This window comes from Tsukamurella sp. II2bb, from assembly GCF_057815145.1.
In genome coordinates this window covers 47,697-72,298 of sequence record NZ_JBYPZI010000006.1, presented here as the reverse complement: position 1 = coordinate 72,298, position 24,602 = coordinate 47,697, and the positions used below count along the sequence as shown (strand labels likewise).

The window sequence follows — 24,602 nt, the reverse complement described above, 5'->3', positions numbered from 1 at the left end:
ATCCTGCCAACCGCGACCCGTTCCGTGCGGCAGGATGGTGATGTGTCCGATCCCGCCGCCGCTTCCACCGCGCCCGCCGCCGCCCTTCCCGACGAACCCGACCAGGACCTGTTGATCGATTTCCGCGGCGTCAGCCTGCGGCGCGACGGCCGGACCCTGGTCGGTCCGATCGACTGGCGGGTGGAACTCGACGAGCGGTGGGTCGTGATCGGCCCGAACGGTGCCGGCAAGACCTCGTTGATGCGGCTGGCCTCGGCGCAGGACTTCCCCAGCGCGGGGACCGCGCACATCCTGGGCGAGGTGCTCGGGCGGACGGTCGTACAGGACCTCACGGCGCGGATCGGGGTCTGCTCGGCCGCGGTCGCGGCCCGGGTGCCGGACGACGAGCTGGTGACCGACCTCGTGGTCTCCGCCGGGTACGCGGTGCTCGGCCGGTGGCGCGAGCGCTACGACGAGGTGGACATCGGCCGCGCCGTCGACGTGCTCGAGTCGATGGGTGCGGAGCATCTGGCGAACCGGCGCTTCGGCACGCTCTCGGAGGGGGAGCGCAAACGCGTCCTCATCGCCCGCGCGCTCATGACGGACCCGGAGCTCATGCTGCTCGACGAGCCCGCCGCCGGCCTCGACCTCGGTGGTCGTGAGGAGCTCGTCGCCCGCCTCGACACCCTGGCGCAGGATCCCGACGCCCCGGCCATCGTCCTCGTGACGCACCACGTCGAGGAGGTTCCGCCGGGGTTCACGCACGCCCTGATGCTCAAGGAGGGCGGCGTCGTCGCGCAGGGCCTGATCGGCGACGTGCTCACCGCGGAGGTGCTGTCGGAGACCTTCAGCCAGCGCATCCTGCTCGACGAGGTGGACGGCAGGTTCTTCGCCCGCAGAGCGTCGCGCCCGGGCCGAAGGAGGTTGCAGGCATGAGCGGCGACGAGGCGGCGGCAGCCCGCCGCGCGGAGGGTGCGGGTCATCGGCGCGATCTTCCGGACGTCCCCGTCCGGCCCGCGGCCACCGTCCTGCTGCTGCGGACGGCGCCGTCGGGCCTCGAGGTCTTCGTGCAGACCCGGGCGAGCGGCATGGAGTTCGCCCCCGACGTGACGGTCTTCCCGGGTGGCGGCATCGAGCCGTCGGACGACGACGACCTCCGGCTCACGGCGGCGCGGGAGACGTACGAGGAGTGCGGCGTGCGCGTGGACCCGGACGACCTGGTGCCGCTGTCGCGGTGGGTCACCCCGCCCGGCCGGCCGCGCAGGTACGACACGATGTTCTACCTGGCGGCGCTCCCCGCGGGGCAGGAGGCGACGTGCGTGACCACCGAGGCGGTATCGGCGGGCTGGCACCGGCCGCAGGCCGTGATCGACGCGTGGCTCGCGGGGCGCAGCAAGCTGATGGCGCCCACGTACTCCCAGCTCTTCCAGCTCCTCCCGTTCGACACCGTCGAGGACGTCCTGGGCTGGGCCGCGGAGGCCGCGGACCTGACGCCCGTCGCCATCGTCGACGGGATGACGCGCGAGGAACGACGGTTCCCGGGCTGGGCCGAGTACGCGGCCGGGACCACGATCGACTGACGGTGACCCGGCACCGGCCGGATTTACGTGGACGTCCAACTAATGGTCGGGGCACCCGGTAACCTCTGGGGTCATGACTGAATTCGTGACCCTCGAGACCTCCGACGAGCACCCCGGCATCGGCACCATCCGCCTGAACCGGCCGCCGATGAACGCCCTCAACTCGCAGGTGCAGGACGAGCTGGCGCAGCTCGCCGCGGAGGCGGACCGGCGCGACGACATCAAGGCCGTCGTCGTCTACGGCGGCCCGAAGGTCTTCGCGGCCGGCGCCGACATCAAGGAGATGCAGGCGATGGGCTACGCGGACATGAGCGCCGCCATCGCCCGGCTGCAGGGCGGGCTCTCGGCCATCGCCTCGATCGGGAAGCCGACGGTGGCCGCGATCACCGGATACGCCCTGGGCGGCGGTCTCGAGGTGGCGCTGGGTGCCGACCGCCGCATCGTCGGCGACAACGCCAAGGTGGGAGTCCCGGAGATCCTGCTCGGCGTGATCCCCGGCGGTGGCGGCACCCAGCGCCTGGCGCGCCTGGTGGGGCCGTCGAAGGCGAAGGACATGGTGTTCACCGGGCGGTTCGTCGGCGCCGAGGAGGCGCTGCAGATCGGCCTGGTCGACGAGGTCGTCGCCCCCGACGATGTCTACGCCGCGGCGCTGGCCTGGGCGAAGCAGTTCACCGGCGCCGCCTCGCAGGCGCTGCGCGCAGCCAAGCAGGCCATCGATCAGGGCCTCGACACCGACCTGAACACGGGCCTGGCCATCGAGCGTCACCTGTTCGCCGGCCTGTTCGCCACCGAGGACCGCACCATCGGGATGACCTCGTTCATCGAGAACGGGCCGGGCAAGGCGACGTTCGTCGGTAAGTAGTCGGGTCCGCCGTGGCAGAACGTGTTCTCATCACGGCGGGTTGGCGGCGATCTGACCGAACGGTAACCTGACGGGAACAATCTTCTCGAAAGGCCTTCATGACCGACCAGCAGCCGGCCCCCAACCCGCACGCCACGGCGGACCAGGTTGAGGCCGCATTCTCCGACACGAAGCTCGCCCAGGTGCTCTACCACGACTGGGAGGCCGAGACGTACGACGAGAAGTGGCACATCAGCTTCGACGAGCGGTGCATCGACTACGCCCGCGACCGGTTCGAGGCCGCCACCGGCGGGGAGAACGAGAAGCCCTACGGCCGTGCCCTGGAACTGGGCTGCGGCACCGGCTTCTTCCTGCTCAACCTCATGTCCGCGGGCGTCGCCGAGACCGGCTCGGTCACGGACCTCTCGCCGGGCATGGTGAAGGTCGCGCTGCGCAACGGCGAGGCCCTCGGCCACACCGTGGACGGCCGCGTCGCGGACGCGGAGACCATCCCGTACGAGGACGACACCTTCGACCTGGTCGTCGGCCACGCCGTGCTGCACCACATCCCCGATGTGGAGCAGTCGCTGCGCGAGGTCCTGCGCGTGCTCAAGCCGGGCGGCCGGTTCGTCTTCGCGGGCGAGCCGACCACCATCGGCGACTTCTACGCGCGCTGGCTGGGCCGCATCACCTGGGCCGTCACCACCAACGCGACGAAGCTGCCCTTCCTCTCGGACTGGCGCCGCCCGCAGGCCGAGCTCGATGAGTCCTCGCGCGCCGCGGCGCTCGAGGCCGTGGTCGACATCCACACCTTCGATCCGGACGAGATGGAGGCGATGGCCGCCCGCGCCGGCGCCGCCGACGTGAAGGCCACCACCGACGAGCTGACCGCCGCCTTCCTGGGCTGGCCCGTGCGCACCTTCGAGGCCGCCGTGCCGCCCGAGAAGCTGGGCTTCGGCTGGGCCGGGTTCGCCTTCGGCGGCTGGAAGAAGCTCTCCGCACTCGACGAAGCCGTCATGCGCCGCGTGGTCCCGCGCAAGTTCTTCTACAACCTGGCGATCACCGGGACCAAGCCGCGGTAGTGGACGCCGCGGGGCTCGCCTACCTCCGGTCGGCCGAGGGCGCCGCCGCGATCGCTGCGGCGGACCGTCTGGCCCTGACCGAGGCGAGCCTCCTGGCGGACGTCTCGACGGTGCGCGGTCTCGCGGGCCCGTACGCCCCCGCCGTCATCGAGCAGGTCCGGGCGCGCCGCCGCGCCGTCGCGAAGCTCGGTGACGTGGACGGGTGGCTGTTCACGGACGAGGCCGTGCAGCAGGCCACTCCCGCCGCGGTCGCCGAACACCGGGCGCGGCGCCTGGCCTGGTTGTCGGTGCACGACGTGACGTGCTCGATCGGCACCGAGCTGCACGCCCTCGTCCAGGTGTGTCCGCGGGTCGTCGGCAGCGACCTCGACCCCGTGCGGGCGCGGATGGCGGCGCACAACGTGCCCCGGGCCCTCGTCCACATCGCCGACGCGCTCACCCCCACGTCGACCGCGGACGTCGTGATCGCGGATCCGGCGCGCCGGGCCGGCGGGCGGCGCATCGTCGACCCCGAGCAGATGTCGCCGGCGCTCTCCGCCCTGCGGGAGGCCTATCGTGGCCGTTCCCTGGCGGTGAAGACCGCCCCGGGCATCGACTACGCCGCGCTCCGGCGGGGCGGCTTCGCGGGCGAGGTCGAGATCGTCTCCCTCGACGGCGGCGTCCGCGAGGCGTGCCTGTGGTCGGGCCCCGTCGCCGTTCCCGGCCTGACCAGGGCGAGCGTGCTGCGGGCGCGCGGGGGATTCGAGGTGGTCTCGACCGCGCCGCACGACGTGGACCCGGCGCCGCCCGGCCGGTACCTCATCGAGCCCGACGGTGCCGTCATCCGCGCGGGGCTGGTGCGGCACTACGCCGCCCGGCACGACCTGTGGCAGCTGGACCCGCACATCGCCTACCTCACCGGCGACGCGGTTCCCGACGGCGAGAGGGGTTTCGAGATCCTCGACGTCGCGAAGTTCTCGGAGAAGACGCTGCGGGCCGAGCTGCGGCGCCGGGACGTGGGCTCGGTGGAGATCCTCACTCGCGGTGCCGGCGTCGACCCGGACGTACTGCGCAAGCGGCTGAAACTGCAGGGCTCGCAGTCGATGACGGTGATCATCACCCGCACCGGGCGCGAGGTCACGGCCTTCCTGACCCGCCCTACTCGGTAGCGCCGTCACAAACCGGCGTTCTGCGGAGAGCGGCCGAAGCATTTCCATCCTCGTCGCGCCGGCGTCTGGTTTCTGACGGCACCCTCCGTGACACGATGGTCGGCATGCAGGAATCGCGACGGTCCGAGGTCGAGATGTTCCACGTCATGGACGTGCTGGCCGCGGCGGCGCGGCGCCGGGAGACCCACGGCGACGTGATCTCCCTCGCCGCGGGGCAGCCGTCGGCGGGGGCGCCGAAGCCGGTTCTCGCCGCGGCGCACGCCGCGCTGGACGCCGGGCCGCTCGGCTACACCGAGTCGATGGGCATCGCGCCCCTGCGGGAGGCCATCGCGGCCCACTACGGGCGCACCTACGGCGTCGACGTGGGCCCCGAGGCGGTCGCGGTGACCACCGGCTCGTCGGGTGCGTTCACGCTGATCTTCCTCGCGGCGTTCGACGCGGGGGACACCGTCGTCATGGCGCGGCCGGGTTATCCGGCCTACCGCAACACGCTCCACGCCCTGGGCTGCGAGGTCGTCGAACTGGACTGCGGCGTCGAGACCCGGTACCAGCCGACCGTCGCGATGCACGAGGACCTGCCGGGGCCGCCGAAGGGACTCATCGTTGCGAGTCCCGCGAATCCGACCGGCACGATCCTGGCACGTAAGGACCTGGCCGACGTGGCACGCTGGTGCGAGGCGCACGGCACGCTGCTCATCTCCGACGAGATCTACCACGGGGTGAGCTACGGCCGGCCCACCGCGTGCGCGTGGGAGTTCTCGCGCGAGCAGGTGGTGATGGGTTCGGTCTCCAAGTACTTCGCCATGACCGGGTGGCGGCTCGGCTGGATGCTGCTGCCGGAGTACCTGCGGCGTCCCGTCGAGCGGTTGACCGCCAACCTGACCATCTGCCCGCCCGCGATCAGCCAGTACGCCGCGGTCGCGGCGTTCTCCGACGAGGCCCGGATCGAACTGGACGCGCACGTGGCGGGGTACGCGCGGAACCGGGAGATCGTGCTCGCCGGGTTGCGCGGGCTCGGCGTCACCGAGGTCGCGCCGCCCGACGGTGCCTTCTACGCCTACGCCGACATCGGCCACCTCACCGGCGACTCGCTCGCCTGGTGCGCCCGCGTGCTCGACGAGACCGGAGTGGCGATCACCCCGGGCCTGGATTTCGACACGGCCCGGGGCGATCGGTTCATCCGCCTCAGCTTCGCCGGCGCGACCTCGGAGATCTCCGAGGCGTTGGAGCGCCTGGAGCCGGTGTTCCGGCGGTGACGCTCAGGCCGTGAGGGCCCGGCGCAGCGCGGTGATCGCGATGTCGAAACCGGCCTGCGCGCCGTGGGTCTCGCGCAGCGCGTTGAGCATCATGAAATCGTGGATCACGCCGCCGATCCGGACCGCGGTGACCTGGTTGCCCGCCTCGCGGAGCTTGGCGGCGTACGCTTCGCCGCCGTCGCGCAGGACGTCCGCCTCCGCGGTGATGACGGTGGCCGGCGGCAGCCCGGCGAGCTCGTCCAGCGATGCATTCAAGGGCGAGGCGAAGATCTCGGCCCGCTGGGCCTCGTCGGTCGTGTACTGGTCCCAGAACCACTGCATCGCGTCGCGGCGCAGGAAGTAGCCCTCGGCGAACTCGTGGTACGAACCCGTGTCGAAGTTCGCGTCGACCACCGGGTACAGCAGGACCTGGGCGGCGAGCTTCACGTCGCCGCGGGCCTTGGCCTGCAGTGCGAGGACGGCCGCCATGTCGCCGCCGACGGAGTCGCCGGACACGGCGATGCGGGTGCCGTCGAGGTTCTTCTCCGCGCCGCCCGTCACGACCCACTGCGCGACGGCGTAGTTCTGCTCGATCGCGATCGGGTAGCGCGCCTCGGGGGAGAGGTCGTACTCCGGGAAGACGACCGCCGCACCGGTACCGACGGCGAGTTCGCGGACCAGTCGGTCATGGGTGTGGGCGTTGCCGAAGACCCAGCCGGCGCCGTGGATGTAGAAGATCACGGGCAGGACGCCGGTGGCACCCTTCGGGCGGACGATCCGGGTGCGCACCTCGCCGGTGGGCCCGCCGGCGACGGTGATCCACTCCTCGTCGACCTCGGGCAGGGCGACGCCCTCACCGGACTGCACCTCGTCGACGGTCTTGCGGCCCTCGACGGGGCCCAGGTCGAAGAGGTACGGAGGATTGGCGGTGGCATCGGAGAAGGCCTGGGCTGCGGGCTCGAGGATGGTCTTGCTCATGATCTGCTCCTTGTCGGGTCGAGTGGAGAACGTCCGTTCTCACACTGAGTGCTAGAGTAGGGGAACGATCGTTCTCGCGTCAAGGGGTAAACGGAAATGGATGTGGATCAGCAGCGGGTGGCCGTCCTGGAAGCGGCGGAGAAGCTGTTCTACGGCAAGGGGATCCAGGCCGTCGGGATGGACGAGATCCGCACCGCCGCGGGTGTCTCGCTCAAGGCGATCTACAAGCTCTTCCCGTCGAAGGATGCTCTCGTCTCCGAGGTGCTCGCGATCCGCGACCGGCGGTGGACCGAGGGCTTGCGCAAGTACGTCGACCGGGCCGCGGTGCCGGAGGAGCGCGTGCTCGCCGTCTTCGACTGGCTCGACGAGATGTTCGCCGAGAACGACTTCCGCGGCTGTTCCTTCATCAACAGCTACGGCGAGCTCGGCAGCACCTCCTCCGCCGTGGCCGAGGCCGCGGTGCACAACAAGGCGTGCTACCGGGACGAACTCTCCGCCCTGGTCGCCGACGCAGGCCTGCCGGACACCGTCGCGGTGCAGATCGGCCTGCTCACGGAGGGGGCGCTCGCCACCGCCGCCATCCTCGGCCCGGACGGCGTCGTCGACGGTGCTCGCGAGGCCGCCCGGGTGCTCATCGGCGCCCAGCGTTAGCCGTGGCGGATCGGTGGGCGATGACGGTCATCGCCCCGGATCATTAGGTCTCGCAGATGTACCAGTCCGCGTCGAGCTTCGCGATCCGGATCCCGAGCTTCTCACCTCCGACGGAGGTTATGCGCCGCCACTGCGAGGCGTGCGGGGCCGCGGTCGTCGCTGTGGTGGGGATGTAGGCCTCCGAGACCGTCGTCGCAGGCTTGGGGATCTTCGACGCGTCGCCGTACCAGGCACTGGGCTTGATGTCCGGCCGGACCAGCGGGCAGACGAGCTGGAGGAACCTCGCGTCGTCCTTCTTCTGCAGCGCATCGTAGAACTTCGAGTAGAGCGCGGTGATCTTCTCGTCGTCGGTCTGCGGAGCCGCGGGGCCGTTGTCCGCGCCGCACGCCGCGACAGATGCGGCGAGCAGGACGGCGGCCAGAACCGAGGGGCGGAAGGCGCGGCGGTCAGTCATCAGCGGATGATATGAGGGAGTTCGCACCGCGTGTGGCGTATCCGCGCCGCTGTCCCTCGATCGAAGGACACCGGTTCTGCTCGACTACGCCCGCGCGGTGAGGACGAGCGGACCGTCCTCGGTGATCGCGACGGTGTGCTCGCTGTGCGCGGCGCGGGAACCGTCGGCGGACCGCAGGGTCCAGCCGTCGGGATCGAAGATGATCTTGTCGGTCGTGGCGCAGAACCACGGCTCGAGCGCCAGGGTGGTGCCGGTGCGCAGCAGCATGCCCTTGCGCGCCTTGCCCGTGTTGGGGACGTGCGGGTCCTCGTGCATGGTCCGGCCCAGGCCGTGGCCGCCGAACTGGGTGTTCACCGGGTAGCCGTACCGCTTGGCGGTCTCGCCGATGGCGGCGGAGACGGTGCCCAGTTTGTTCCCCGGCCGCATCTCGTCGATCGCGGCGTCGAGGGCGACGCGGGTGCATTCGATGAGCCGGGTGTCCTCCTCGCGCGGGGTGCCCACGCTGACGCTGCGCGCCGCGTCGGCGACCCAGCCGTCGATGGACACGGCGATGTCGACCGTCAGCAGGTCGCCGTCGGCGAAGACGTAGTCGTGCGGAAGGCCGTGCAGGCAGGCGTCGTTCACCGAGAGGCACGTGACATTGCGGAACGGGCCGCTGCCGAAGGACGGTGCGTAGTCCCAGTAGCAGGAGACGGCGCCGCGGTCTTCGATCATCGTCCGCGCGCGGTACTCCAGCTCCATGAGGTTCATCCCGACCTCGGCCATACCGGTCAGCTCGTCCAGCAGCTCGGCGATGAAGATGCCCGTGGTGCGCATCTTCGCGATCTCGGCGGGGGTCTTGAGCTCCATCATGGTCGGCGTGCTCCCGTTCTACTTCTTGGTGACGCTGTCACCGGTGCGGCGCCCGGACGTGAAGGCGAAGACGGTCCCGTCGTCGCCGACGGTGACGAGCTCGCCGTCGGGCCCGATGGAGACGCCCGAGGTGGACTTCACCGAGTCCGGGAGGTCGAAGGTGCGCAGCGTGGTGCCGGTGTCGGTGCGGAACTCGATGAGCTGCGACTGCACGGCCGCCCAGGACCGGATCACCGCGTAGCCGACGCCGCCGCGGATCTGGGTGGCGGGGGAGACCATCGAGACATCGGTCCGTTTGAAGACCTCGCGGACGCTCGAGCCCTCGTCCTTGAGCCCGACGAACGCCGCGCGATGCAGGCCCGGCGCCGCCGGAACGATCGTCCCGTCGGGCGCGACCGACGGGGGCAGGGTGCTCTGGTACCCGAGATCGTGGGTCCACTTGGTGGCGCCCGTCTTCGCGTCCAGCGCGGCCAGCTTCTTGTTGCGGAGGTTCACGTACACGGTCGAGCGGTCGGCGGAGAGCGCGGGCGAGCCGATCACCCCGTCGGGCAGGTCCGTGCGCTCCCACGCGTACCGCAGGTCGTGCCGCCCCCCGCCGTTGCGGTCGTAATCCACCGCCGTCACCTTCGACGGTCCGCTCTTGGTACCGACGACCACGAAGGCGCGTTCGGCGCTCGTGTCGACGGCGGGCGGCCCCGAGACCGGGCAGCCGGGCCCGTTGGTCGCGCAGTCCTCGAGGCCGGCGCCGTTGGCGTTCGCCGAGACCTGCGGGAACAGTCCGATCGCGGCGCCCGCGGCCACCCCGTCGTGCGTATCGACGAGCACGACCTGGCCCAGGTGCGTCACCGCGAGCACGGTGTTGTCGCCGGCGAGCTTGATCCACAGCGGCGCGCCCGCGGTCGGGTAGCGCCAGCGGACCTGGTTGTCCGCGTTGAAGCTGTACAACCAGCCGGGGATGCCGAGGTAGGTGTAGTCGAACTGGTCCACCAGCGGGGCCTGCAGGTCGGCGCCCGCGGCGTCGCGGCGGCAGTAGGTCTTGCGGCCCACGGTGAGCTCGAGGTTGAACGTGGTACAGCCGGTCTCGGTGCGGGCGGTCACGGAGATCACGCCGCGGTTGGAGATCGACGGTGCCACGGTGTTCGGGCCGACCAGGGCGCGCGTCCAGGCGGGCACGAGTGACGGGGCCGCGTCCTTCTCCGTGTAGGAGTTGTTGCGCGAGTCCCCGTACATGCCGGGCCAGGCGGCGGAATCGTCGGCGTACACCCAGGTGGTGTCGGGCGTGCACGAGACCAGGACCGCGGCGGCGGCCACCGTCGCGCCCAGCGTGAGCGCGCGCCTACCCAACCGCATGTGTCTCCCTCGACTGTTCGCTGACGATGATCGCCCCACAGACTATCGTGGCGGCGGTACCGGACCGCCGGGGCGCACCCGCCGGATAGGCTCCCCTCCATGACGAGCATGTGGAACGCCCCGTACCGATCGCGGTGGCGGCACGCGCGGCAGGCCGACCAGCAGGCGCGATTCCTCACGCCCGCGTCGCTGCGCTGGGTCCTCAAGAACAAGGCCTACACCCCCTGGTACCTGGTGCGGTACTACCGACTCCTGAAGTTCCGGCTGGCGAACCCGCACATCGTTCTCAAGGGCATGGTCTTCCTCGGCAAGAACGTCGAGATCCACGCGACGCCCGGGCTCGGCCGGATGGAGATCGGCCGCTGGGTGCACATCGGCGATTCGAACAAGATCCGGTGCCACGAGGGCTCCCTGCGGATCGGCGACAAGTCGGTCTTCGGGCGCGACAACGTGGTCAACTGCTATCTCGACATCGAGTTCGGTCCCGCGTCGCTCGTGGCGGACTGGTGCTACATCTGCGACTTCGACCACAAGATGGACGACATCCACGTGCCGATCAAGGACCAGGGCATCATCAAGGGTCCCGTCCGGATCGGCGGTGACACCTGGGTGGGCACCAAGGTCACCGTCACCCGCAACACGCTCATCGGGCACGGCAGTGTGCTCGGCGCGCACGCCGTGGTCCGCGGCGTGATCCCGCCCTACTCGATCGCCGTCGGCTCGCCCGCCAAGGTGGTCAAGAACCGCAAGGACATGTGGGACGCGAACGTCGCGGAGCGCGCCGAACTCGAGCGTGCCCTGGCGGACATCGAGCGCAAGAAGGCCGAGGCCCGCGGGCTGCCGGGGGACTGACGGATCAGTCGTGGGTCGCCCGGAGCCGGGCGGCATCCACCGTCGGTAGACGACGTGCCGCTCGAACCAGTTCCTCGGCGGGCAGGCTGCGGCGCCGGATCGGAACGAGTTCCGCCACCGGCGTGCCATCTCGGGTGACGGTGAGCGATTCGCCGCGCGCGACCCGATCCAGGACCCGCCCGCCCTGATTGCGCAGTTCCCGCACGCTCACCTGGTGCATCGCCGTCATACCGCACGGTATCCCGCTGAGACGGCCGGGCGCTAGCCTCGCCGGGCTCGGTGATCGGTTTCCCGATTCCGTCAGGTCGACGTCGTGGGGATCGGGTTCGTCGGATCCCGCTCGGGGAGCGGCCGCTCGTCGATCACCCGGCGCCCGAGCGGGGTGCGGGGGCGGCGCTTGGCCGCGAGATAGACCTGCGCGGTCTCCCGCGCGACGGCGTCCCAGGTCAGCTCCTCGACCTCGGTGCGCGCGGCGCGGGCCCGGGTGTTCGCTGCGGCGGGATCGTCGAGCACGGTGCGGATCGCCGCCGTCAGGGCGGGAACGTCGGCGGGCTCGACGGACAGGCCCGTCTCCTCGTTCCGGATGAAATCCGCCAGGCCGCCGGCGGCCGTGGCGATGACGGGGATGCCGGTGGCGGCGCCCTCGAGCGCGACGATGCCGAAGGGCTCGTACCGCGAGGGGATCACCAGCGCGTCGGCCGAATGCAGCTGCGCGACGAGCTCCCCGTGGTCGAGCGCACCGGTGAACTCGACGGCCCGCAGCACCCGGTGCTCGCGGGCGACGCCCCGCAGCCACGCGGCCTGCGTGCCGTCCCCGGCCACCGTCAGCGTGGTGCCGGGGTGCGTCCGGCGCACCCGGGCGAGGGCGGCGATGAGGTCCTGCACGCCCTTCTCGTACTCCAGCCGGCCGACGTAGAGCAGCCGCGGCGCGCCCCGTCGGGCCTGCCGACCGGTGCGGTCCCGGTAGGGCCAGGCGGTGGCGTCGATGCCGTTCGCGATGGTGTGCAGCTGGGCGAGGCCCGGGCCGAACAGCCGGTTCACCTCGTCGGACATGGACCGGGAGCAGGCGATCACGGCGTCGGCCTCGTTGGCCAGCCACCACTCGGTCGAGTGCACCTGCCGGTTCACGGGCCCGGAGACCCACCCGCTGTGCCGGCCCGCCTCGGTGGCGTGGATCGTGGCCACGAGCGGCGCGTCGAAGGCCTCGGCGAGCCCGACGGCGGCGTGCGCGGCGAGCCAGTCGTGCGCGTGCACGACGTCGGGCACCCAGGGCCGCCCGACGGTGCCGGCGCCGTGCAGCGCGTCCTCGCCCGCGGTCGGGTTGTAGCCGGCCAGCCGCAGGCCGGCCCGGAGCATGGAGTGCCCCATCGAGAGCACCCAGGGCATCATGTCGGTGCCGAAGTCCAGCGCCAGGGGGTCCTCGGCGGCCATGATCACGCGGATGCCGTCGTGCACGGCGTCGGTGGTCGGGTGGCTGCGCGGATCGGTGCCGGTGGGCTGCCGGGACACCACGACCACCTCGTGCCCCTGGTCGCGCAGTTGCAGCGCCAGGTGGTGGACGTGCCGGCCGAGCCCGCCGACGACGACGGGCGGGTACTCCCAGGAGACGAGCAGGACGCGCATGTCAGAACCCTCCCAGTGGGGCCGGGAGACGCCGGGCGTCGAGGCCGGGGAACGGATCGTCGGCGAGGCGCCAGCCGCGGGCCAGGGCGACCGCGCGGGCCTCGTCGCCCCGCTCCGCCGCCTCCGCGATCTCCCGCAGGGCGTGCGCGTGCTTGTAGGCGCGGTCCCGCGCGTAGCCGGCGGCGGTGTCCTTGGAGACCATGAACGGCCAGTCGGACTGCAGGCACAGCAGCCCCTCCTGCAGCACCTGGTCGCTGACCACATCGCGCGTCCGCCCGGCGCGCTTGTCCAGCACCCGCAGCACCGTCGTCGTGATCTCCTCGTTGAGCGACGTGAACTCGCGCACCTGCGGGCCGTCCCAGACGTGCCAGTCCTTGCCGGAGCCCCACGAGCTGGCCGCGATCTCGCGCGGCGCGCCCACGTAGCCGGCCTCGGCCGCGGAGCGCAGCGTCCCGACCCGCACACCGGCCTCGGGCAGGGCGCGGAGCGCGCGCTCGAGCCAGATCGGGCCCTCGTACCACCAGTGCCCGAAGAGTTCGGTGTCGAAGGCCGCGACCACCAGGGCGTCGCGCCCGATCCGCGCGCTCTCGGACCGCACCCGTGCGACCACGGTGTTCACGAAGTCGGCGACGTGCTTGTCGATGGCCGCGTCGGCGCGCGCGGGGTCGTACGGCGCCTTGTCCGCCTCGGCGACCTTCTTGCCGGTGACCCGGCTGGGCTTGAGACCCGTCGCGTGGTCGTGCGCGTAGAAGTCGCGGTACGCGGCGTGCCCGGGGTAGCCCGACCTGGGCGACCACACCCGGTAGCTCACGGGCAGGTCGCGGCCGAAGGCGAGGACGGAGGACGCGCCGACGGGGCGGGCGAGGGCGGTGTCGCCGCCGAGCGTGGGCCCGTCGACCATGAAGTGCGTGACGCCCGCGGCCTCGTACCCGGCCTCCATGCCGAGCTTGTAGGCGCACTCGGGAGCCCAGATCCCGGTCCGCGCGGGGGAGCCGAGCCGGGCCCGCCCGTAGGCGAGTCCTTCGCGCAGCGAGAGCTCACGCAGGCGCGGGTGGAGCAGGGGCTGGAAGGGGTGCGCGAGCGGCCCGCCGAGCAGTTCGACGGTGCCGGCGTCCGCGAGGCGGCGCAGGACGGGGGTGCCGCCGTGCCGCCACTGCGTCTCGAAGAGCTCCAGCGCGTGCGCGGCATTGCGATGCTCCCGCGCGCCCAGCTCGGCCGACGCGGGCCGCCCGGAGAGCGCCGCCTCGTGTGCGCGCAGCTGCCAGTTGCCGAGGTAGTGGTGCATGGCCTCGAGGCAGTACGGATCGTCGAGCTGCGCGGCGAGGACGGGGGTCACGCCGAGCGTGAGCTGGTCGGTGCGGCCCTCCGCGGCCAGCCGGTCGAGCATCTCGGCCATCGGCAGGTACGAGGCCGCCCACGACTGGTACAGCCACTCCTCGCCGACGGGCCATGCGCCGTGGTGGGCGAGCCACGGGAGGTGCGAGTGCAGGACGAACGCGATCATGCCGGGCTCGCGGCCCGTCACCGTCGGGCTGCCCGACGGTGCCCTCACGCTCCGGGCTTCCGGGCGTAGAAGAACAGGTCGAGACTGTCGGGCGCGTCGGGGCGCAGGTCGAAGTCCTGCGCGGCGACGGCGGCGACGTCCACCGACAGCTCCTCGGGCCAGGGCTCACCGGCCAGGGAGCGCTCGATCTGCGCGTCGATGAAGCTCCCGCCGTGGCGGCGGTCGAGCTCGGCGAGACGCGCGCCGTGGTAGACCCCGAGCTTCTCGGTGACGTCGAACCCGGCCTCCGTCAGCAGCTCGGTGAGCTCGGCGGAGTTCAGCTCGCGGGTGTGGAAGGGATTGAGCGGGGTGTCGCGCCCGGGGGAGAAGGTGACGCGGTTGGGGGTCGAGATCGCGAGCTCGCCGCCGGGGCGCAGGACCCGCGCCACCTCGCGGAGGAACTGCGGCTGGTCCCACAGGTGCTCGATCACCTGGAAGTTCACGACGGCGTCCACGGAGGCGTCCTCGAGGGGGAGCTCGGCGAGATTGCCGTGCAGCATCGTCACGGCCGGGTAGGCGGCGCGCACGTGCGCGACCGCGGATTCGTCGTAGTCGAGGGCGGTCACCGTCGCGCCGGCGTCGGCGAGCATCGCGGCGCCGTAGCCCTCGCCGCTACCGGCCTCGAAGACGGACTTCCCGGCGTAGCGGTCGACGATCGCGAGGTACGCGATCTCGTGCCGGCGGAACCAGTAGTTCTCCTCGGGGATACCGGGAACTGTTCGCTCACCGGTGAGGGGCAGCGGGTCACACATTCTTCCCAGCCTAGTTCGTCGGGGGGCGTGGGCCACCCCACATGGACAGTTACCAGTAAGTAACTTACTCTGGCGTTAAACAGTGGTGTGAGGTGGTGCTAGGTTCGACTCGCCGAACTCTGGGGTGGGGACGATTTCCGCTCCTCACAGCAGTGTGAGAATGTGCCCTACGAGTATCCGATCATCGATGGAGGTCGACGAAGACCAATGACGAACGTAGTCGTACTGATCAAGCAGGCTCCCGATCCCGGGTCCGAACGCAAGCTGTCCGATGACTTCACGGTCGACCGGTCGATCGATCCGTGGCTCGAGGAGATCAACGAGCGCGCGGTCGAGGCGGCGCTCCAGATCAAGGAGGCCCACGGTGGCGAGGTCACGGTGCTGACCGTCGGTCCCGCGAGCGCCACGGACGCGATCCGCAAGGCGCTGTCCATGGGTGCCGACAAGGCCGTCCACGTCCAGGACGACGCCATGCACGGCTCGGACGCGATTCAGACCGCGTGGGTCATCGCCCGCGCGCTGGGCACCATCGAGGGTGTCGAGCTGGTCATCGCCGGTAACGAGGCCACCGATGGCCGCGTCGGCGCCGTCCCGGCCATCCTGGCCGAGTACCTGGGCCTGCCGCAGCTGACCCACATGCGCACGCTCAATGTCGACGGTGACTCGCTCACCGGCGAGCGCGAGACCGACGAGGGCGTCTTCGCTCTTGAGGCCTCGCTCCCGGCGATCGTCTCGGTGAACGAGAAGATCAACGAGCCCCGCTTCCCCTCCTTCAAGGGCATCATGGCCGCGAAGAAGAAGGAGATCAACGTGCTCTCCCTCGCGGAGATCGGCGTCGAGCTCGACGAGGTCGGCGGCGCGAACGCCGGCTCCACGGTCACGGGCGTCACCCCGAAGCCGCCGAAGCAGGCGGGCGAGAAGGTCGTGGACGAGGGCGACGGCGGCACCAAGGTGGCGCAGTTCCTCATCGGCCAGAAGATCATCTGAGACCCTCGAATCCACTCATAAGGAGAGAAGCCGTTATGGCAGACGTACTCGTCCTCGTCGAGCAGGTCGACGGGAAGCTCAAGAAGGTCACGGCCGAGCTGCTGACCGCCGCCAAGGCTCTGGGTGAGCCGGCCGCCGTCGTCGTGGGCGCCCCCGGCACCACCGACGCGATCGCCGACCAGCTCAAGGCCGCCGGCGCCGCCAAGATCTACCGCGCGGAGTCGGCCGAGGCGGCGGAGTACCTGGTCACCCCGAAGGTCGGCGTGCTCGCCGAGCTCGCCGAGAGCCAGGGCGCAGCCGCTGTGCTCACCGCCGCCACGTTCGAGGGCAAGGAGGTGGCCGGCCGCGTCGCCGCGCGCCTCGGCTCCGGTCTGCTCGCCGACGTGATCGCCTTCGGCCCCGGCGGCACCGGCACGCACTCGATCTTCGGTGGCGCCTTCACCGTCGAGGCCACCGCCGGTGGCGACACCCCGGTCGCCTCGCTGCGCCCCGGTGCCATCGAGGCCGACGGTGTCGCCGGCGCCGGTGAGATCATCGACGTGGCGGTTCCGGCTGAGGCCGAGAACGCCGTGAAGATCACCTCGAAGCAGCCGATCGAGGGCGGCAACCGCCCCGAGCTCACCGAGGCGTCGATCGTCGTCTCCGGTGGTCGTGGTGTCGGTTCGGCCGAGAAGTTCTCGGTCGTCGAGGAGCTCGCCGACTCGCTCGGTGCCGCCGTCGGCGCCTCGCGCGCCGCCGTCGACTCGGGCTACTACCCGGGCCAGTTCCAGGTGGGCCAGACCGGCAAGACCGTCTCGCCGCAGCTGTACATCGCCCTGGGCATCTCGGGCGCCATCCAGCACCGCGCCGGCATGCAGACCTCGAAGACCATCGTGGCCGTCAACAAGGACGAAGAGGCCCCGATCTTCGAGATCGCCGACTACGGCATCGTGGGCGACCTGTTCGACGTCGCCCCGCAGCTCACCGAGGCCGTCAAGGCGCACAAGGGATAAGCGGACTCCGCCTCCTCGCACGAGCCCCGTCCGGAACTCTCCGGACGGGGCTCTTCCGCGTCTAGGATCGTTCCCGTGCGCAGCGTGTTGATCGTCGACGACCAGCGGCTGATCCGCGACGGGCTGACGATGCTGCTCACCGCGGCGCCCGACTTCACCGTCGCGGGCGAGGCGACGAACGGCGACGAGGCCGCCCGCGCCTACCGCGAACTCGCACCCGACGTCGTGCTCATGGATCTGCGAATGCCGGGGGTCGACGGGGTGCGCGGGATCGAGCAGATCGTCGCCGCGGACCCGTCCGCCCGCATCGTGGTGCTCACCACCTTCGACGACGACGAGCACATGTATCCGGCGCTCGCGGCGGGCGCGGTCGGCTTCCTGGTCAAGGACATCGCTCCCGAGGCGCTGCTCGACGGTCTGCGCCGCGCGCTGGACGGTGAGGTGCCGATGTCGCCCGGACCCGCGCGCCGGGTGCTCGACGATGCCCTCCGCGCCCGCGCCGCGGCGGCCCCGCCGGCGCAGCGGCCCGCCGTGCCGCTCACCGACCGGGAGAGGGATGTCCTGGCGCTCGTCGCCGAGGGGCTGGGCAATGCCGCTATCGCCGGTCGGCTGCACGTCGCGGAGTCGACGGTCAAGGCGCACATCGCGAACCTGCGGCAGAAGACGGGCGCCGGATCGCGGGTCGAGTTGGCGCGGTTCGCGTCCCGGGATTGAGCCGGACTGCGGGCGTTCACGCCGCGCGCGTCGGCAGGGACAGCTCGACGACCCACCGGTCGCCGTCGGGACCCGCGGTCAGGCTCCCGCCGGCGAGTGCCGCGCGTTCGGCCATTCCAGTGAGGCCGTAGCCGTGCCCGCGCGGGGTCCCGGCGGGCAGCGGACTCGCGACCCGCGCCGTCCAGGCGCCGCCGGCCGACCCGACGGTGACGTCGACCCCGGCCCCGCGCGGCGCGTGCTTCATGACATTGGTGAGCGATTCCTGCACGACGCGCACCAGCGTCAGAGCGTCGATCGCCGTGGGCGGGGTGTCGCCCAGGTCGACCCGTGCCCGCACCTCGAAACCGGCGTCCACGGTGCGTTCGACGGCCCTGCGGATCTCGGTCGCCGTGTCGTCGATCGTCCGGTCCTGCAGCGGGTCCCGCGCCCGCATCGCCGCGAGGAGCCGCCGGATGTCGGCGAGGGAGTCCGTCGCCGTCTCGTGGATGTCCGCGAGCACCTCGTCGAGGCCGGGGTCGAGCCCGGCGTAGACGGTGCGGGCCACGCCGACCCGCAGGGAGATGGCCGACATGTGGTGGGCCATCAGGTCGTGCAGCTCCCGGGCGAGGGCGGCGCGCTCGTCGCGGCGGGCGTGCAGCGCCTCGAGTTCCAGTTCGCGACGCTCCCGTTCGGCCTGGGTGAACCGTTCCCGTAGGTACAGGCCGCCGACCAGCGGCAGCCCGACGAAGCTGATCGCCTGCGCCAGGACACGGATCAGGGTGTGCTCGGTCGTGTCGAAGAGCGTCCCCGTGATGTAGCAGGCGGCCCACAGCACCGCCGCGGCGGCGACCTGCCGGCGGGGCCGCGGGGACGCCGCGAGTTCGGCGAGCGCCAGGGCGGCGAGGTAGGGGACCAGCCCGGCCGGACCCCAGGCCTCCACGGACAGCAGCCATCCGCAGACCACGGACAGGGCGAGGGAGACGGCGAAGGGCGCGCGGCCACCGAGGGCGAAAAGCCCTGCCGCGAGCATCGATCCGGCGATGTACGCGGGCGAGGCGTGGAACCGTCCGGGGTACACGCTGACCGCGAGCAGCACGGGCACGACCACCAGGGGAGCGGCCCGTACACCGACGGTCCAGCTGGTGCGTGACATGGCAGCACCGTACGGCACCGTCGGGCCGCCCGAAAGCCCTGGCCTGCGCTCTAACGCCGGCGAGAGGCATTGTCAACCCCCGCCCGGCCGGTTCTCGGCCGGGAAAGTCCGTCCGAAGGGCGGAGCCGCGCGGCCTCGCCGCGAACGAGGCTGGAGGGCATGATCAACGACGTCGCCGCGCGGCCACGAGCCGTCGCCGGCAGTACCCGCCGGACCTTCCTCACAGCCCTGGTCGCCGCCCCGCTCGCCGGTGCCGCGCTCACTGCGTGCCGCGCCCCGGCCTCCTCAGCGCCGTCCCTGCCGGGCGGCCGCCGACCGCTGCCGATTCCGCCGCTCGCGCGGTCGGTCGTCGGGGCCGACGGGGTGCGCCGGTTCGCGCTCACGGCCCGGACGGGCAGTTCCGAGATCGTCGCCGGCCGGCGCAGCGCGACGTGGGGCTTCAACGGCGCCGTCCTCGGTCCGACGCTGCGCGCCCGCGACGGCGAGAAGGTCGCGGTGACGGTCACGAACCGGCTCCCGGAGGCGACGAGCGTGCACTGGCACGGCATGCACGTCCCCGCCCGCGCGGACGGCGGTCCGCATCAGATGATCGAGCCCGGCGGCACCTGGCAGGCGGAATGGACGGTGCGCCAGCGCGCCTCGACTCTCTGGTACCACCCGCACCCGCACGGCGTCACCGAGAAGCACGTCTACCGCGGCCTTTCGGGGTTCTTCCTCCTCGATGACGACCACCAGGACGAGCTCGGCCTGCCGTCCGAGTACGGCGTCGACGACGTCCCCGTCGTCGTGCAGGACCGGAAGTTCACGCCCGCAGGCGAATTGGATGAGACGGCGCCGGGCGAGACCGGCCTTCTCGGCCCGACCGTGATCACCAACGGCGTGGCCGGCGCCGGCCTGGTCGCACGCCGCGAGCGGATGCGGCTGCGCCTGCTCAACGGAGCGTCGGCCCGCTGCTTCGAGTTCGGGTTCGCCGACGGTCGCCGGTTCGAGATGATCGCCTCCGACGGTGGCCTGCTGGCCGCACCCGTGGCCACGGACCGGTTGATGCTCAGCCCCGGGGAGCGCGCCGAGATCGTCGTCACCGTGGCCGCGGGCGAGCGGGTCATGCTGCGCTCGTACCCGATCTCGCAGCGCGGCAGGATGGCCGGCGGCACGGCGCGCGAGTACGGGCAGGACGACACCCTTGACGTGCTCGAGCTGGTGGGGGCCGATGTCCTCGAGCGGGGTGCGGGCCCGGTGCCGCGCAGCCTGAGCACCATCGCACTGCTCGCGGCGGGTACCGCGGCGGCGTCGCCCGCGTCCCGGACCTTCGATCTGCAGTGGTACATGATCAATCGGGAGCGGATGGACATGAGCCGCATCGATCTGGCGCCGGTCGTCGACACGACCGAGGTGTGGACGGTGCGCAACCGGGACAACTGGCCGCACAACTTCCACGTCCACGACGTGCAGTTCCAGGTCGTCTCCTTCAACGGCGGCACGCCGCCCGAGCACCTGCGCGGGTGGAAGGACACCGTCTACCTCGCTCCGGGCGAGAGCTGCGCGCTCGCCATGCGATTCACCGACTACACCGACCTGACGATGCCCTACATGTACCACTGCCACCTGCTCCTGCACGAGGACCGCGGCATGATGGGCCAGTTCGTCGTCGCCGGGAAGGGGCAGGCCGCGCCCGCCCGGCTCGAGATGCCCGGCATGCACGGCGCGGGCGCGGGCTCGGCCCCGTCGCAGGCGCCGCACGGCGGTCATTGACGTTGCGCCCGCACGTAACGGACTGGGGCGTCGGCGACCGGATACCGTCGACGGTATGACGGATCTCAACGGGGCCGGCGCGCCCCTCGCCGCCACGGCCGGACTCCTCGTGGCGTGGGCCGTCCACGACGCGGAGGAGTGGTTCACCCTCGGCGCGTGGGCGCGCGAGCGGGGTCTGCCCGTCTCGGACGGACTGGCGCGAACGGCGATCGCGGTGATGGGGGTCGGGGTGGGCGCCGCCGCGCTCGACGGTGTCCGGACCGGCGGGCGGTCGAGGTGGTACCAGTCGGCGCTGCTCGCGTACGGCCTCCACGGCTTCACGCACCTGGCGGGTTCGGCGGCGGTGCGCGGCTACTCGCCCGGTGTCGCGACCGTCCCGGTCGCGGTGCTCCCGTTCTGGCTGTGGGCCTCGGCGCGCCTGGGTCGCGCCGGCGTTCGCCGTCCGACGCGAGAGCTCGCGCCGCGCGCCGCGGCGTCCCTGGTCGGCGGGCTCGGGCTCGCCTACGGCGTCGCCTCGCTCCTCACCCGCTCGCGCTGACCGGTCGCTGACGAGGCGGCCGGCCGGCGCGCCGCCTACAGCGCGCCGAGCAGTCGGCGCAGCTCGGCGCCCTCGACGGGCGACAGGTGCTCTGCCAGAAGGGCGTCCTCGGCGGCGCGGACGGCCCGTTTCACATGGCTCTGCACGGCTCGGCCCTCGTCGGTGAGCCGGACGGCCCGCTGTCGCCCGTCGCTCGCGCGCTCCCGTACGACGAGGCCGCGCCCGCTCAGGTCGGTGAGGTGCTTCCCGAGCCGCGTGGTGTCGCGGCCGGTCCGCTGAGACAGCTCGACCTGCGACAGCGCGGTGTCCGCGACCAGCTCGCTCAGGATCGCGTACTCCCACATCGTGAGTCCGGCGTCGGCGAGGATCGGCTCCTCGAGGGCCATCAGGCGGGGGAAGAGTCGGGCGAGCAGAGCGGCCAGATCGGGTCCACTGGGCGATGCATCCTGCACGTGTCCTCCAATTGCTCTACCGTGGTAGACGAATATCATCTACCGTGGTGCATGAATTCCTTCACGCTCATCGCCACGAACCTACGGGGGACCATGGACACTGCAGCACTTCGCCACGCGGCCCGGGACCTCGCCGCTTCACTCTCCGAGATCACCGCGGGCGACCTCGCGCTGCCCGTGGGCGGTGGTGGCGACGTCGGTGACCTGTATCTGAGGATTCTCGCGGAGCTCGGTGCGCCGTCCCCGCCCCGCGACCGGCTCGAGGCCGTCGCGGACGAGTACGGTGCGGGCTACGAGCGGGCGTACCGGCGCGCGGCGTCCGCCGCGATCGATGCTCCGACCTCGCAGGACGCCGTCGACGCGCTGGCCCGGGAGATCCGCGCCCGGACCGCGGAGCTGGACCGCGCGCTCGACCTGGACTGAGCGGGCCGGCGCCGCGGCGACATCCGCTACGGTGACCGAATGACCTTGAACGCCGAGAATCCCGCCCCGCCGGTCCCGAGGGACGCGGCCACCGTCGTCCTGGTGCGTGACGGCGCGGACGGGATCGAGGTCTTCCTGCAGCGGCGCGTGCAGCAGATGGCCTTCGCGGGCGGGATGACCGTCTTCCCCGGCGGCGGCGTGGACCCCCGCGACGGCGAGACCGGCCTCGCGTGGCAGGGACCCGAGGGGCCCTGGTGGGCCGACCGGTTCGGCACCACCGAGCGCGACGCCCGCCAGCTGGTCTGCGCCGCGGTGCGCGAGACCTTCGAGGAGTGCGGCGTCCTCCTGGTCTCCGCGGCCGACGGTGGCGCGCCGGACGTCGCGGCCCTCGCGCCCGCCCGGCAGCGGCTCGAGGCCAAGGAACTCTCCCTCGCGCAGTTCCTCCGCGAGGAGAACCTCGTGCTCCGGTCCGACCTGCTCCGGCCGCTCGCCCACTGGATCACCCCGAAGAACGAGAAGCGGCGCTACGACACCCGCTTCTTCCTGGCGGCGCTGCCCGCGGGGCAGCAGGCCGACGACCGGACCAGCGAGGTGGAGGAGGCGGGCTGGCACACCGCCGCGAAGGCCCTCGATGACTGGTCCGCCGGACGGTGCTTCCTGCTCCCGCCCACGTGGTCGCAGCTGCGCGCGGTGGCCGAGCACGGCACCGTCGCCGACCTCCTGGCCGCGGAGCACGTGATCGAGCCGATCGAGCCGGAGCTGCCGCTGGGCGGCACGATCGATTCCCTGCAGTTCGCCGAGGCGGCCGAGTACGTCGCCTCGATGCCGCCGAACATCCCCCGCCCCGCCCTGTAGCCCGCCACGCCGGGCCCGGCAGGTCGGGCCTGGCACGTCGGCACCGGCGCGTCGCCCGCTATTCACCCGCGTTGGGCAAGGGTTCACCGACCCGCTCGGGCGGGGTTCACCGCCCCGTCGCCTCGCGCGCCCACCCTGAGCGCCATGAGAACTCCGGGAACACTCGTCCTCGGCCGAACGCCCTCGTCCGAGACCCTGATCGACGGTGCCGAGTACGAGGTCGTGCTCACCACCCGCGCGGACGACATCGACACGGTGCAGCGGCTGCGCTACGAGGTCTTCGGTGCGGAGCCGGGTTTCGAGGCGTCGATGGCCGGGGTCGCCGACGGCCGCGACGCGGACCGGTTCGACGAGTTCTGCGACCACCTGGTGATCCGGCACAAGCCGAGCGGGGCGATCGTGGGCTGCTACCGGATCCTGCCGCCGCCCGGCGCGATCGCCGCCGGCGGTCTGTACCTGGCCACCGAGTTCGAGCTCGGCGCCCTCGACCACATCCGCCCCGAGACGCTCGAGATGGGGCGGGCGTGCGTGCGCGCCGATCACCGCACCGGCGGCGTGCTGTGCCTGATGTGGGCGGGGCTGCTGGCGTACAGCGACCTGCGGGGCATCCGCTACGCGATGGGCGCCGTCAGCGTCCCGATGCAGTACGACGGGTACGAGCGCGGTGCGACGGTGCGGGCGGTGCGCGAGCTCGTCGACGCCAAGCACCGCTCCCAGTGGGTCGTGACCCCGCACACGCCCGTCGAGGAGATCACGGCCGAACCGGCCTCGCGCCGCACCTTCCCGCCGCTCGTGACCGGCTATCTCCGGATGAATGCGGAGATCCTCGGCGCGCCGAGTTTCGATCCGGTCTTCGACGTCGCCGACTTCCCGATGATCATCGACCGCAGGCGGTTCAACGTGCGCTACCTCGAACGGCTCCAGCAGGCGGCGGGAGGCCTCTAGGCCCATGATCCCCCTGAGTCCGGTCCGGCAACCGCCCAGAAATCCTTGGCAGCAGTTCTCCCCGTGCGACGGTGCCTGTTCCGCGGGGGAGCCGCAGGGGACCGCGGCCTGGCTGCGCGCGCTGCGGTGGGCCGCGTTCGGCACGGTGCTGATCCTCGGGATCCTCGCCCTGGCCCTCGCGTATCCGTGGGGCGCCGCAGCGCGCCGCACGGTGATCCGCGGCGGGGCCCGCGCCATGCTGTGGTCGCTGGGGATGCGGGTGGAGCCGGTGGGCAACGTGCCGCTGCGCTCCCTGGTCGTGGCGAATCACCAGTCATTGCTGGACATCGTCGCCATCGCCTCGATCGCGCCCGCCGCGTTCGTCGCCAAGGCGGACATCTTCGACGCCCGCCCGGTGGCGGTGGTCATGCGTGCCTTCGGCGCGATCCCGCTGCGCCGTGAGCGGCTGCGCGAGCTGCCGCGCACCGTCGACCACGTGGCCGGCCTGCTGCGGCGGGGCAGCACCGTGGCGCTGTTCCCCGAGGGCACCACCTACTGCGGCTTCCACCGGGGCGAGTTCCGGCCGGCCTTCTTCCAGGCCGCGATCGACGCCCGCGCCGATGTGGTCCCCGTCGCCCTGCGTTACTCCATGCGACTGCCCGGGCCCGCGCGCGGTGCCCGGCAGAGCGCCGTCGCGGCGTACGTGGGGCCCGATACCGAGATCGCGACCCTGTCGCGGGTCATCGGCGCCCGGGGCGTCGCGGTGCGCGTTCACGCCACCGAGGTGATCGACGCGGGGCGGTGGGCCGGACGGGGCCGCGCCGCCCTCGCCGCCCGCGCCGAGGCGGCCGTCTTCGCGGACGCCGGGGCGCTCGAGCCGGTCGTGGCTCCGGTGCTCGCGGCCTGACGGGGA

27 protein-coding genes are annotated in these 24,602 nt (G+C 72.0%); 17 read left to right on the top strand and 10 right to left on the bottom strand.

Annotation, left to right across the window (positions count from 1 at the left end):
• Positions 1-42: 42 nt before the first annotated feature.
• The 6 genes from AC21LY_RS14590 to AC21LY_RS14565 all read left to right on the top strand — a co-directional run bounded on the left by AC21LY_RS14590 (position 43) and on the right by AC21LY_RS14565 (position 5,886).
• The gene (locus tag AC21LY_RS14590) at positions 43-915 is read left to right on the top strand and encodes an ABC transporter ATP-binding protein (RefSeq protein ID WP_489047232.1); all 873 of its coding nucleotides are present in this window, start codon (positions 43-45) and stop codon (positions 913-915) included.
• Complete coding sequence (locus AC21LY_RS14585; protein ID WP_489047231.1) at positions 912-1,559, top strand: NUDIX hydrolase; 648 nt, start codon at positions 912-914, stop codon at positions 1,557-1,559. The genes AC21LY_RS14590 and AC21LY_RS14585 overlap by 4 nt, the downstream gene beginning before the upstream one ends.
• A 73-nt stretch (positions 1,560-1,632) precedes the next feature.
• The gene (locus AC21LY_RS14580; protein WP_489047230.1) at positions 1,633-2,421 is read left to right on the top strand and encodes an enoyl-CoA hydratase/isomerase family protein; all 789 of its coding nucleotides are present in this window, start codon (positions 1,633-1,635) and stop codon (positions 2,419-2,421) included.
• Between the two features lie 98 nt (positions 2,422-2,519).
• Positions 2,520-3,482: a class I SAM-dependent methyltransferase gene (locus AC21LY_RS14575; RefSeq protein WP_489047229.1), complete on the top strand. Its 963-nt coding sequence runs from the start codon at positions 2,520-2,522 to the stop codon at positions 3,480-3,482.
• Complete coding sequence (locus AC21LY_RS14570; RefSeq protein WP_489047228.1) at positions 3,482-4,630, top strand: class I SAM-dependent methyltransferase; 1,149 nt, start codon at positions 3,482-3,484, stop codon at positions 4,628-4,630. Before AC21LY_RS14575 ends, AC21LY_RS14570 begins: the two co-directional genes overlap by 1 nt.
• A 104-nt stretch (positions 4,631-4,734) precedes the next feature.
• A complete protein-coding gene (locus AC21LY_RS14565) occupies positions 4,735-5,886 on the top strand; it encodes a pyridoxal phosphate-dependent aminotransferase (RefSeq protein ID WP_489047227.1) in 1,152 nt (383 codons plus the stop codon).
• A gap of 3 nt (positions 5,887-5,889) precedes the next feature.
• On the opposite strand, the gene AC21LY_RS14560 is transcribed toward AC21LY_RS14565, so the two are convergent.
• Positions 5,890-6,843, bottom strand: coding sequence for an alpha/beta hydrolase (locus tag AC21LY_RS14560; protein ID WP_489047226.1), 954 nt, complete (start codon positions 6,841-6,843; stop codon positions 5,890-5,892).
• A gap of 96 nt (positions 6,844-6,939) precedes the next feature.
• On the opposite strand from AC21LY_RS14560, the gene AC21LY_RS14555 reads away from it, so the two are divergent.
• Positions 6,940-7,494, top strand: a complete 555-nt coding sequence (locus AC21LY_RS14555) for a TetR/AcrR family transcriptional regulator (protein WP_489047225.1) — start codon at positions 6,940-6,942, stop codon at positions 7,492-7,494.
• Between the two features lie 43 nt (positions 7,495-7,537).
• Here the strand turns inward: AC21LY_RS14555 and AC21LY_RS14550 are convergent, their stop codons facing one another.
• From AC21LY_RS14550 to AC21LY_RS14540, 3 genes are all read right to left on the bottom strand, one after another.
• Complete coding sequence (locus AC21LY_RS14550) at positions 7,538-7,948, bottom strand: hypothetical protein (RefSeq protein WP_489047224.1); 411 nt, start codon at positions 7,946-7,948, stop codon at positions 7,538-7,540.
• Positions 7,949-8,032: 84 nt separating this feature from the next.
• Complete coding sequence (gene map / locus AC21LY_RS14545) at positions 8,033-8,800, bottom strand: type I methionyl aminopeptidase (RefSeq protein ID WP_489047223.1); 768 nt, start codon at positions 8,798-8,800, stop codon at positions 8,033-8,035.
• An 18-nt stretch (positions 8,801-8,818) separates the two neighbouring features.
• Positions 8,819-10,150 carry a PQQ-binding-like beta-propeller repeat protein gene (locus tag AC21LY_RS14540; protein ID WP_489047222.1) on the bottom strand — a complete coding sequence of 444 codons (1,332 nt, stop codon included), beginning with the start codon at positions 10,148-10,150 and terminating at the stop codon, positions 8,819-8,821.
• Positions 10,151-10,249: 99 nt separating this feature from the next.
• Between AC21LY_RS14540 and AC21LY_RS14535 the strand changes: the two genes are divergently transcribed.
• On the top strand, positions 10,250-11,002 hold the full coding sequence (locus AC21LY_RS14535) for an acyltransferase (protein ID WP_489047221.1): 753 nt from the start codon (positions 10,250-10,252) through the stop codon (positions 11,000-11,002).
• Positions 11,003-11,006: 4 nt separating this feature from the next.
• Here the strand turns inward: AC21LY_RS14535 and AC21LY_RS14530 are convergent, their stop codons facing one another.
• The 4 genes from AC21LY_RS14530 to AC21LY_RS14515 all read right to left on the bottom strand — a co-directional run bounded on the left by AC21LY_RS14530 (position 11,007) and on the right by AC21LY_RS14515 (position 14,920).
• A complete protein-coding gene (locus AC21LY_RS14530) occupies positions 11,007-11,231 on the bottom strand; it encodes a type II toxin-antitoxin system Phd/YefM family antitoxin (protein WP_489047220.1) in 225 nt (74 codons plus the stop codon).
• A 71-nt stretch (positions 11,232-11,302) separates the two neighbouring features.
• Positions 11,303-12,625 (bottom strand): glycosyltransferase family 4 protein, encoded by a 1,323-nt coding sequence (locus AC21LY_RS14525; RefSeq protein WP_489047219.1) that lies wholly within the window; start codon positions 12,623-12,625, stop codon positions 11,303-11,305.
• Between the two features lies 1 nt (position 12,626).
• Positions 12,627-14,129 carry a 1,4-alpha-glucan branching protein domain-containing protein gene (locus tag AC21LY_RS14520; protein ID WP_489047523.1) on the bottom strand — a complete coding sequence of 501 codons (1,503 nt, stop codon included), beginning with the start codon at positions 14,127-14,129 and terminating at the stop codon, positions 12,627-12,629.
• A gap of 44 nt (positions 14,130-14,173) precedes the next feature.
• Positions 14,174-14,920 carry a class I SAM-dependent methyltransferase gene (locus tag AC21LY_RS14515; RefSeq protein ID WP_489047218.1) on the bottom strand — a complete coding sequence of 249 codons (747 nt, stop codon included), beginning with the start codon at positions 14,918-14,920 and terminating at the stop codon, positions 14,174-14,176.
• Between the two features lie 207 nt (positions 14,921-15,127).
• On the opposite strand from AC21LY_RS14515, the gene AC21LY_RS14510 reads away from it, so the two are divergent.
• The 3 genes from AC21LY_RS14510 to AC21LY_RS14500 all read left to right on the top strand — a co-directional run bounded on the left by AC21LY_RS14510 (position 15,128) and on the right by AC21LY_RS14500 (position 17,613).
• Complete coding sequence (locus tag AC21LY_RS14510; RefSeq protein ID WP_489047217.1) at positions 15,128-15,907, top strand: electron transfer flavoprotein subunit beta/FixA family protein; 780 nt, start codon at positions 15,128-15,130, stop codon at positions 15,905-15,907.
• Positions 15,908-15,942: 35 nt separating this feature from the next.
• Positions 15,943-16,899, top strand: a complete 957-nt coding sequence (locus AC21LY_RS14505; protein WP_489047216.1) for an electron transfer flavoprotein subunit alpha/FixB family protein — start codon at positions 15,943-15,945, stop codon at positions 16,897-16,899.
• A gap of 75 nt (positions 16,900-16,974) precedes the next feature.
• Entirely contained in the window at positions 16,975-17,613 is a 639-nt protein-coding gene (locus AC21LY_RS14500; RefSeq protein WP_489047214.1) for a response regulator, read from the top strand.
• A gap of 16 nt (positions 17,614-17,629) precedes the next feature.
• Here AC21LY_RS14500 and AC21LY_RS14495 read toward each other — a convergent pair whose 3' ends face one another.
• Positions 17,630-18,745 (bottom strand): sensor histidine kinase, encoded by a 1,116-nt coding sequence (locus AC21LY_RS14495; RefSeq protein ID WP_489047213.1) that lies wholly within the window; start codon positions 18,743-18,745, stop codon positions 17,630-17,632.
• Between the two features lie 159 nt (positions 18,746-18,904).
• Between AC21LY_RS14495 and AC21LY_RS14490 the strand changes: the two genes are divergently transcribed.
• Both AC21LY_RS14490 and AC21LY_RS14485 read left to right on the top strand, forming a co-directional pair.
• Positions 18,905-20,497: a multicopper oxidase family protein gene (locus tag AC21LY_RS14490; protein WP_489047212.1), complete on the top strand. Its 1,593-nt coding sequence runs from the start codon at positions 18,905-18,907 to the stop codon at positions 20,495-20,497.
• A gap of 55 nt (positions 20,498-20,552) precedes the next feature.
• Positions 20,553-21,035 (top strand): HXXEE domain-containing protein, encoded by a 483-nt coding sequence (locus AC21LY_RS14485; protein ID WP_489047211.1) that lies wholly within the window; start codon positions 20,553-20,555, stop codon positions 21,033-21,035.
• Positions 21,036-21,070: 35 nt separating this feature from the next.
• On the opposite strand, the gene AC21LY_RS14480 is transcribed toward AC21LY_RS14485, so the two are convergent.
• On the bottom strand, positions 21,071-21,487 hold the full coding sequence (locus tag AC21LY_RS14480; RefSeq protein ID WP_489047210.1) for a MarR family winged helix-turn-helix transcriptional regulator: 417 nt from the start codon (positions 21,485-21,487) through the stop codon (positions 21,071-21,073).
• Between the two features lie 51 nt (positions 21,488-21,538).
• Between AC21LY_RS14480 and AC21LY_RS14475 the strand changes: the two genes are divergently transcribed.
• The 4 genes from AC21LY_RS14475 to AC21LY_RS14460 all read left to right on the top strand — a co-directional run bounded on the left by AC21LY_RS14475 (position 21,539) and on the right by AC21LY_RS14460 (position 24,596).
• The gene (locus AC21LY_RS14475; protein ID WP_489047209.1) at positions 21,539-21,910 is read left to right on the top strand and encodes a hypothetical protein; all 372 of its coding nucleotides are present in this window, start codon (positions 21,539-21,541) and stop codon (positions 21,908-21,910) included.
• A gap of 39 nt (positions 21,911-21,949) precedes the next feature.
• Entirely contained in the window at positions 21,950-22,765 is an 816-nt protein-coding gene (locus AC21LY_RS14470; RefSeq protein ID WP_489047208.1) for an NUDIX hydrolase, read from the top strand.
• 144 nt (positions 22,766-22,909) lie between these two features.
• The gene (locus tag AC21LY_RS14465) at positions 22,910-23,710 is read left to right on the top strand and encodes a GNAT family N-acetyltransferase (RefSeq protein WP_489047207.1); all 801 of its coding nucleotides are present in this window, start codon (positions 22,910-22,912) and stop codon (positions 23,708-23,710) included.
• A 4-nt stretch (positions 23,711-23,714) separates the two neighbouring features.
• Entirely contained in the window at positions 23,715-24,596 is an 882-nt protein-coding gene (locus AC21LY_RS14460; RefSeq protein WP_489047205.1) for a lysophospholipid acyltransferase family protein, read from the top strand.
• Positions 24,597-24,602: the final 6 nt, after the last annotated feature.

Excerpts from the sequence above, each read along its gene's own strand:
- AC21LY_RS14530 (WP_489047220.1), bottom strand. The coding sequence starts at position 11,231 with ATGACGGCGATGCACCAGGTGAGCGTGCGGGAACTGCGCAATCAGGGC.
- AC21LY_RS14560 (WP_489047226.1), bottom strand. The coding sequence starts at position 6,843 with ATGAGCAAGACCATCCTCGAGCCCGCAGCCCAGGCCTTCTCCGATGCC.
- AC21LY_RS14485 (WP_489047211.1), top strand. The coding sequence starts at position 20,553 with ATGACGGATCTCAACGGGGCCGGCGCGCCCCTCGCCGCCACGGCCGGA.
- AC21LY_RS14585 (WP_489047231.1), top strand. The coding sequence starts at position 912 with ATGAGCGGCGACGAGGCGGCGGCAGCCCGCCGCGCGGAGGGTGCGGGT.
- AC21LY_RS14575 (WP_489047229.1), top strand. The coding sequence starts at position 2,520 with ATGACCGACCAGCAGCCGGCCCCCAACCCGCACGCCACGGCGGACCAG.
- map (WP_489047223.1), bottom strand. The coding sequence starts at position 8,800 with ATGATGGAGCTCAAGACCCCCGCCGAGATCGCGAAGATGCGCACCACG.
- AC21LY_RS14540 (WP_489047222.1), bottom strand. The coding sequence starts at position 10,150 with ATGCGGTTGGGTAGGCGCGCGCTCACGCTGGGCGCGACGGTGGCCGCC.
- AC21LY_RS14535 (WP_489047221.1), top strand. The coding sequence starts at position 10,250 with ATGACGAGCATGTGGAACGCCCCGTACCGATCGCGGTGGCGGCACGCG.
- AC21LY_RS14525 (WP_489047219.1), bottom strand. The coding sequence starts at position 12,625 with ATGCGCGTCCTGCTCGTCTCCTGGGAGTACCCGCCCGTCGTCGTCGGC.
- AC21LY_RS14515 (WP_489047218.1), bottom strand. The coding sequence starts at position 14,920 with ATGTGTGACCCGCTGCCCCTCACCGGTGAGCGAACAGTTCCCGGTATC.
- AC21LY_RS14520 (WP_489047523.1), bottom strand. The coding sequence starts at position 14,129 with ATGATCGCGTTCGTCCTGCACTCGCACCTCCCGTGGCTCGCCCACCAC.
- AC21LY_RS14495 (WP_489047213.1), bottom strand. The coding sequence starts at position 18,745 with ATGTCACGCACCAGCTGGACCGTCGGTGTACGGGCCGCTCCCCTGGTG.
- AC21LY_RS14580 (WP_489047230.1), top strand. The coding sequence starts at position 1,633 with ATGACTGAATTCGTGACCCTCGAGACCTCCGACGAGCACCCCGGCATC.
- AC21LY_RS14490 (WP_489047212.1), top strand. The coding sequence starts at position 18,905 with ATGATCAACGACGTCGCCGCGCGGCCACGAGCCGTCGCCGGCAGTACC.
- AC21LY_RS14510 (WP_489047217.1), top strand. The coding sequence starts at position 15,128 with ATGACGAACGTAGTCGTACTGATCAAGCAGGCTCCCGATCCCGGGTCC.
- AC21LY_RS14470 (WP_489047208.1), top strand. The coding sequence starts at position 21,950 with ATGACCTTGAACGCCGAGAATCCCGCCCCGCCGGTCCCGAGGGACGCG.
- AC21LY_RS14475 (WP_489047209.1), top strand. The coding sequence starts at position 21,539 with ATGAATTCCTTCACGCTCATCGCCACGAACCTACGGGGGACCATGGAC.
- AC21LY_RS14565 (WP_489047227.1), top strand. The coding sequence starts at position 4,735 with ATGCAGGAATCGCGACGGTCCGAGGTCGAGATGTTCCACGTCATGGAC.
- AC21LY_RS14505 (WP_489047216.1), top strand. The coding sequence starts at position 15,943 with ATGGCAGACGTACTCGTCCTCGTCGAGCAGGTCGACGGGAAGCTCAAG.
- AC21LY_RS14460 (WP_489047205.1), top strand. The coding sequence starts at position 23,715 with ATGATCCCCCTGAGTCCGGTCCGGCAACCGCCCAGAAATCCTTGGCAG.
- AC21LY_RS14465 (WP_489047207.1), top strand. The coding sequence starts at position 22,910 with ATGAGAACTCCGGGAACACTCGTCCTCGGCCGAACGCCCTCGTCCGAG.
- AC21LY_RS14550 (WP_489047224.1), bottom strand. The coding sequence starts at position 7,948 with ATGACTGACCGCCGCGCCTTCCGCCCCTCGGTTCTGGCCGCCGTCCTG.
- AC21LY_RS14555 (WP_489047225.1), top strand. The coding sequence starts at position 6,940 with ATGGATGTGGATCAGCAGCGGGTGGCCGTCCTGGAAGCGGCGGAGAAG.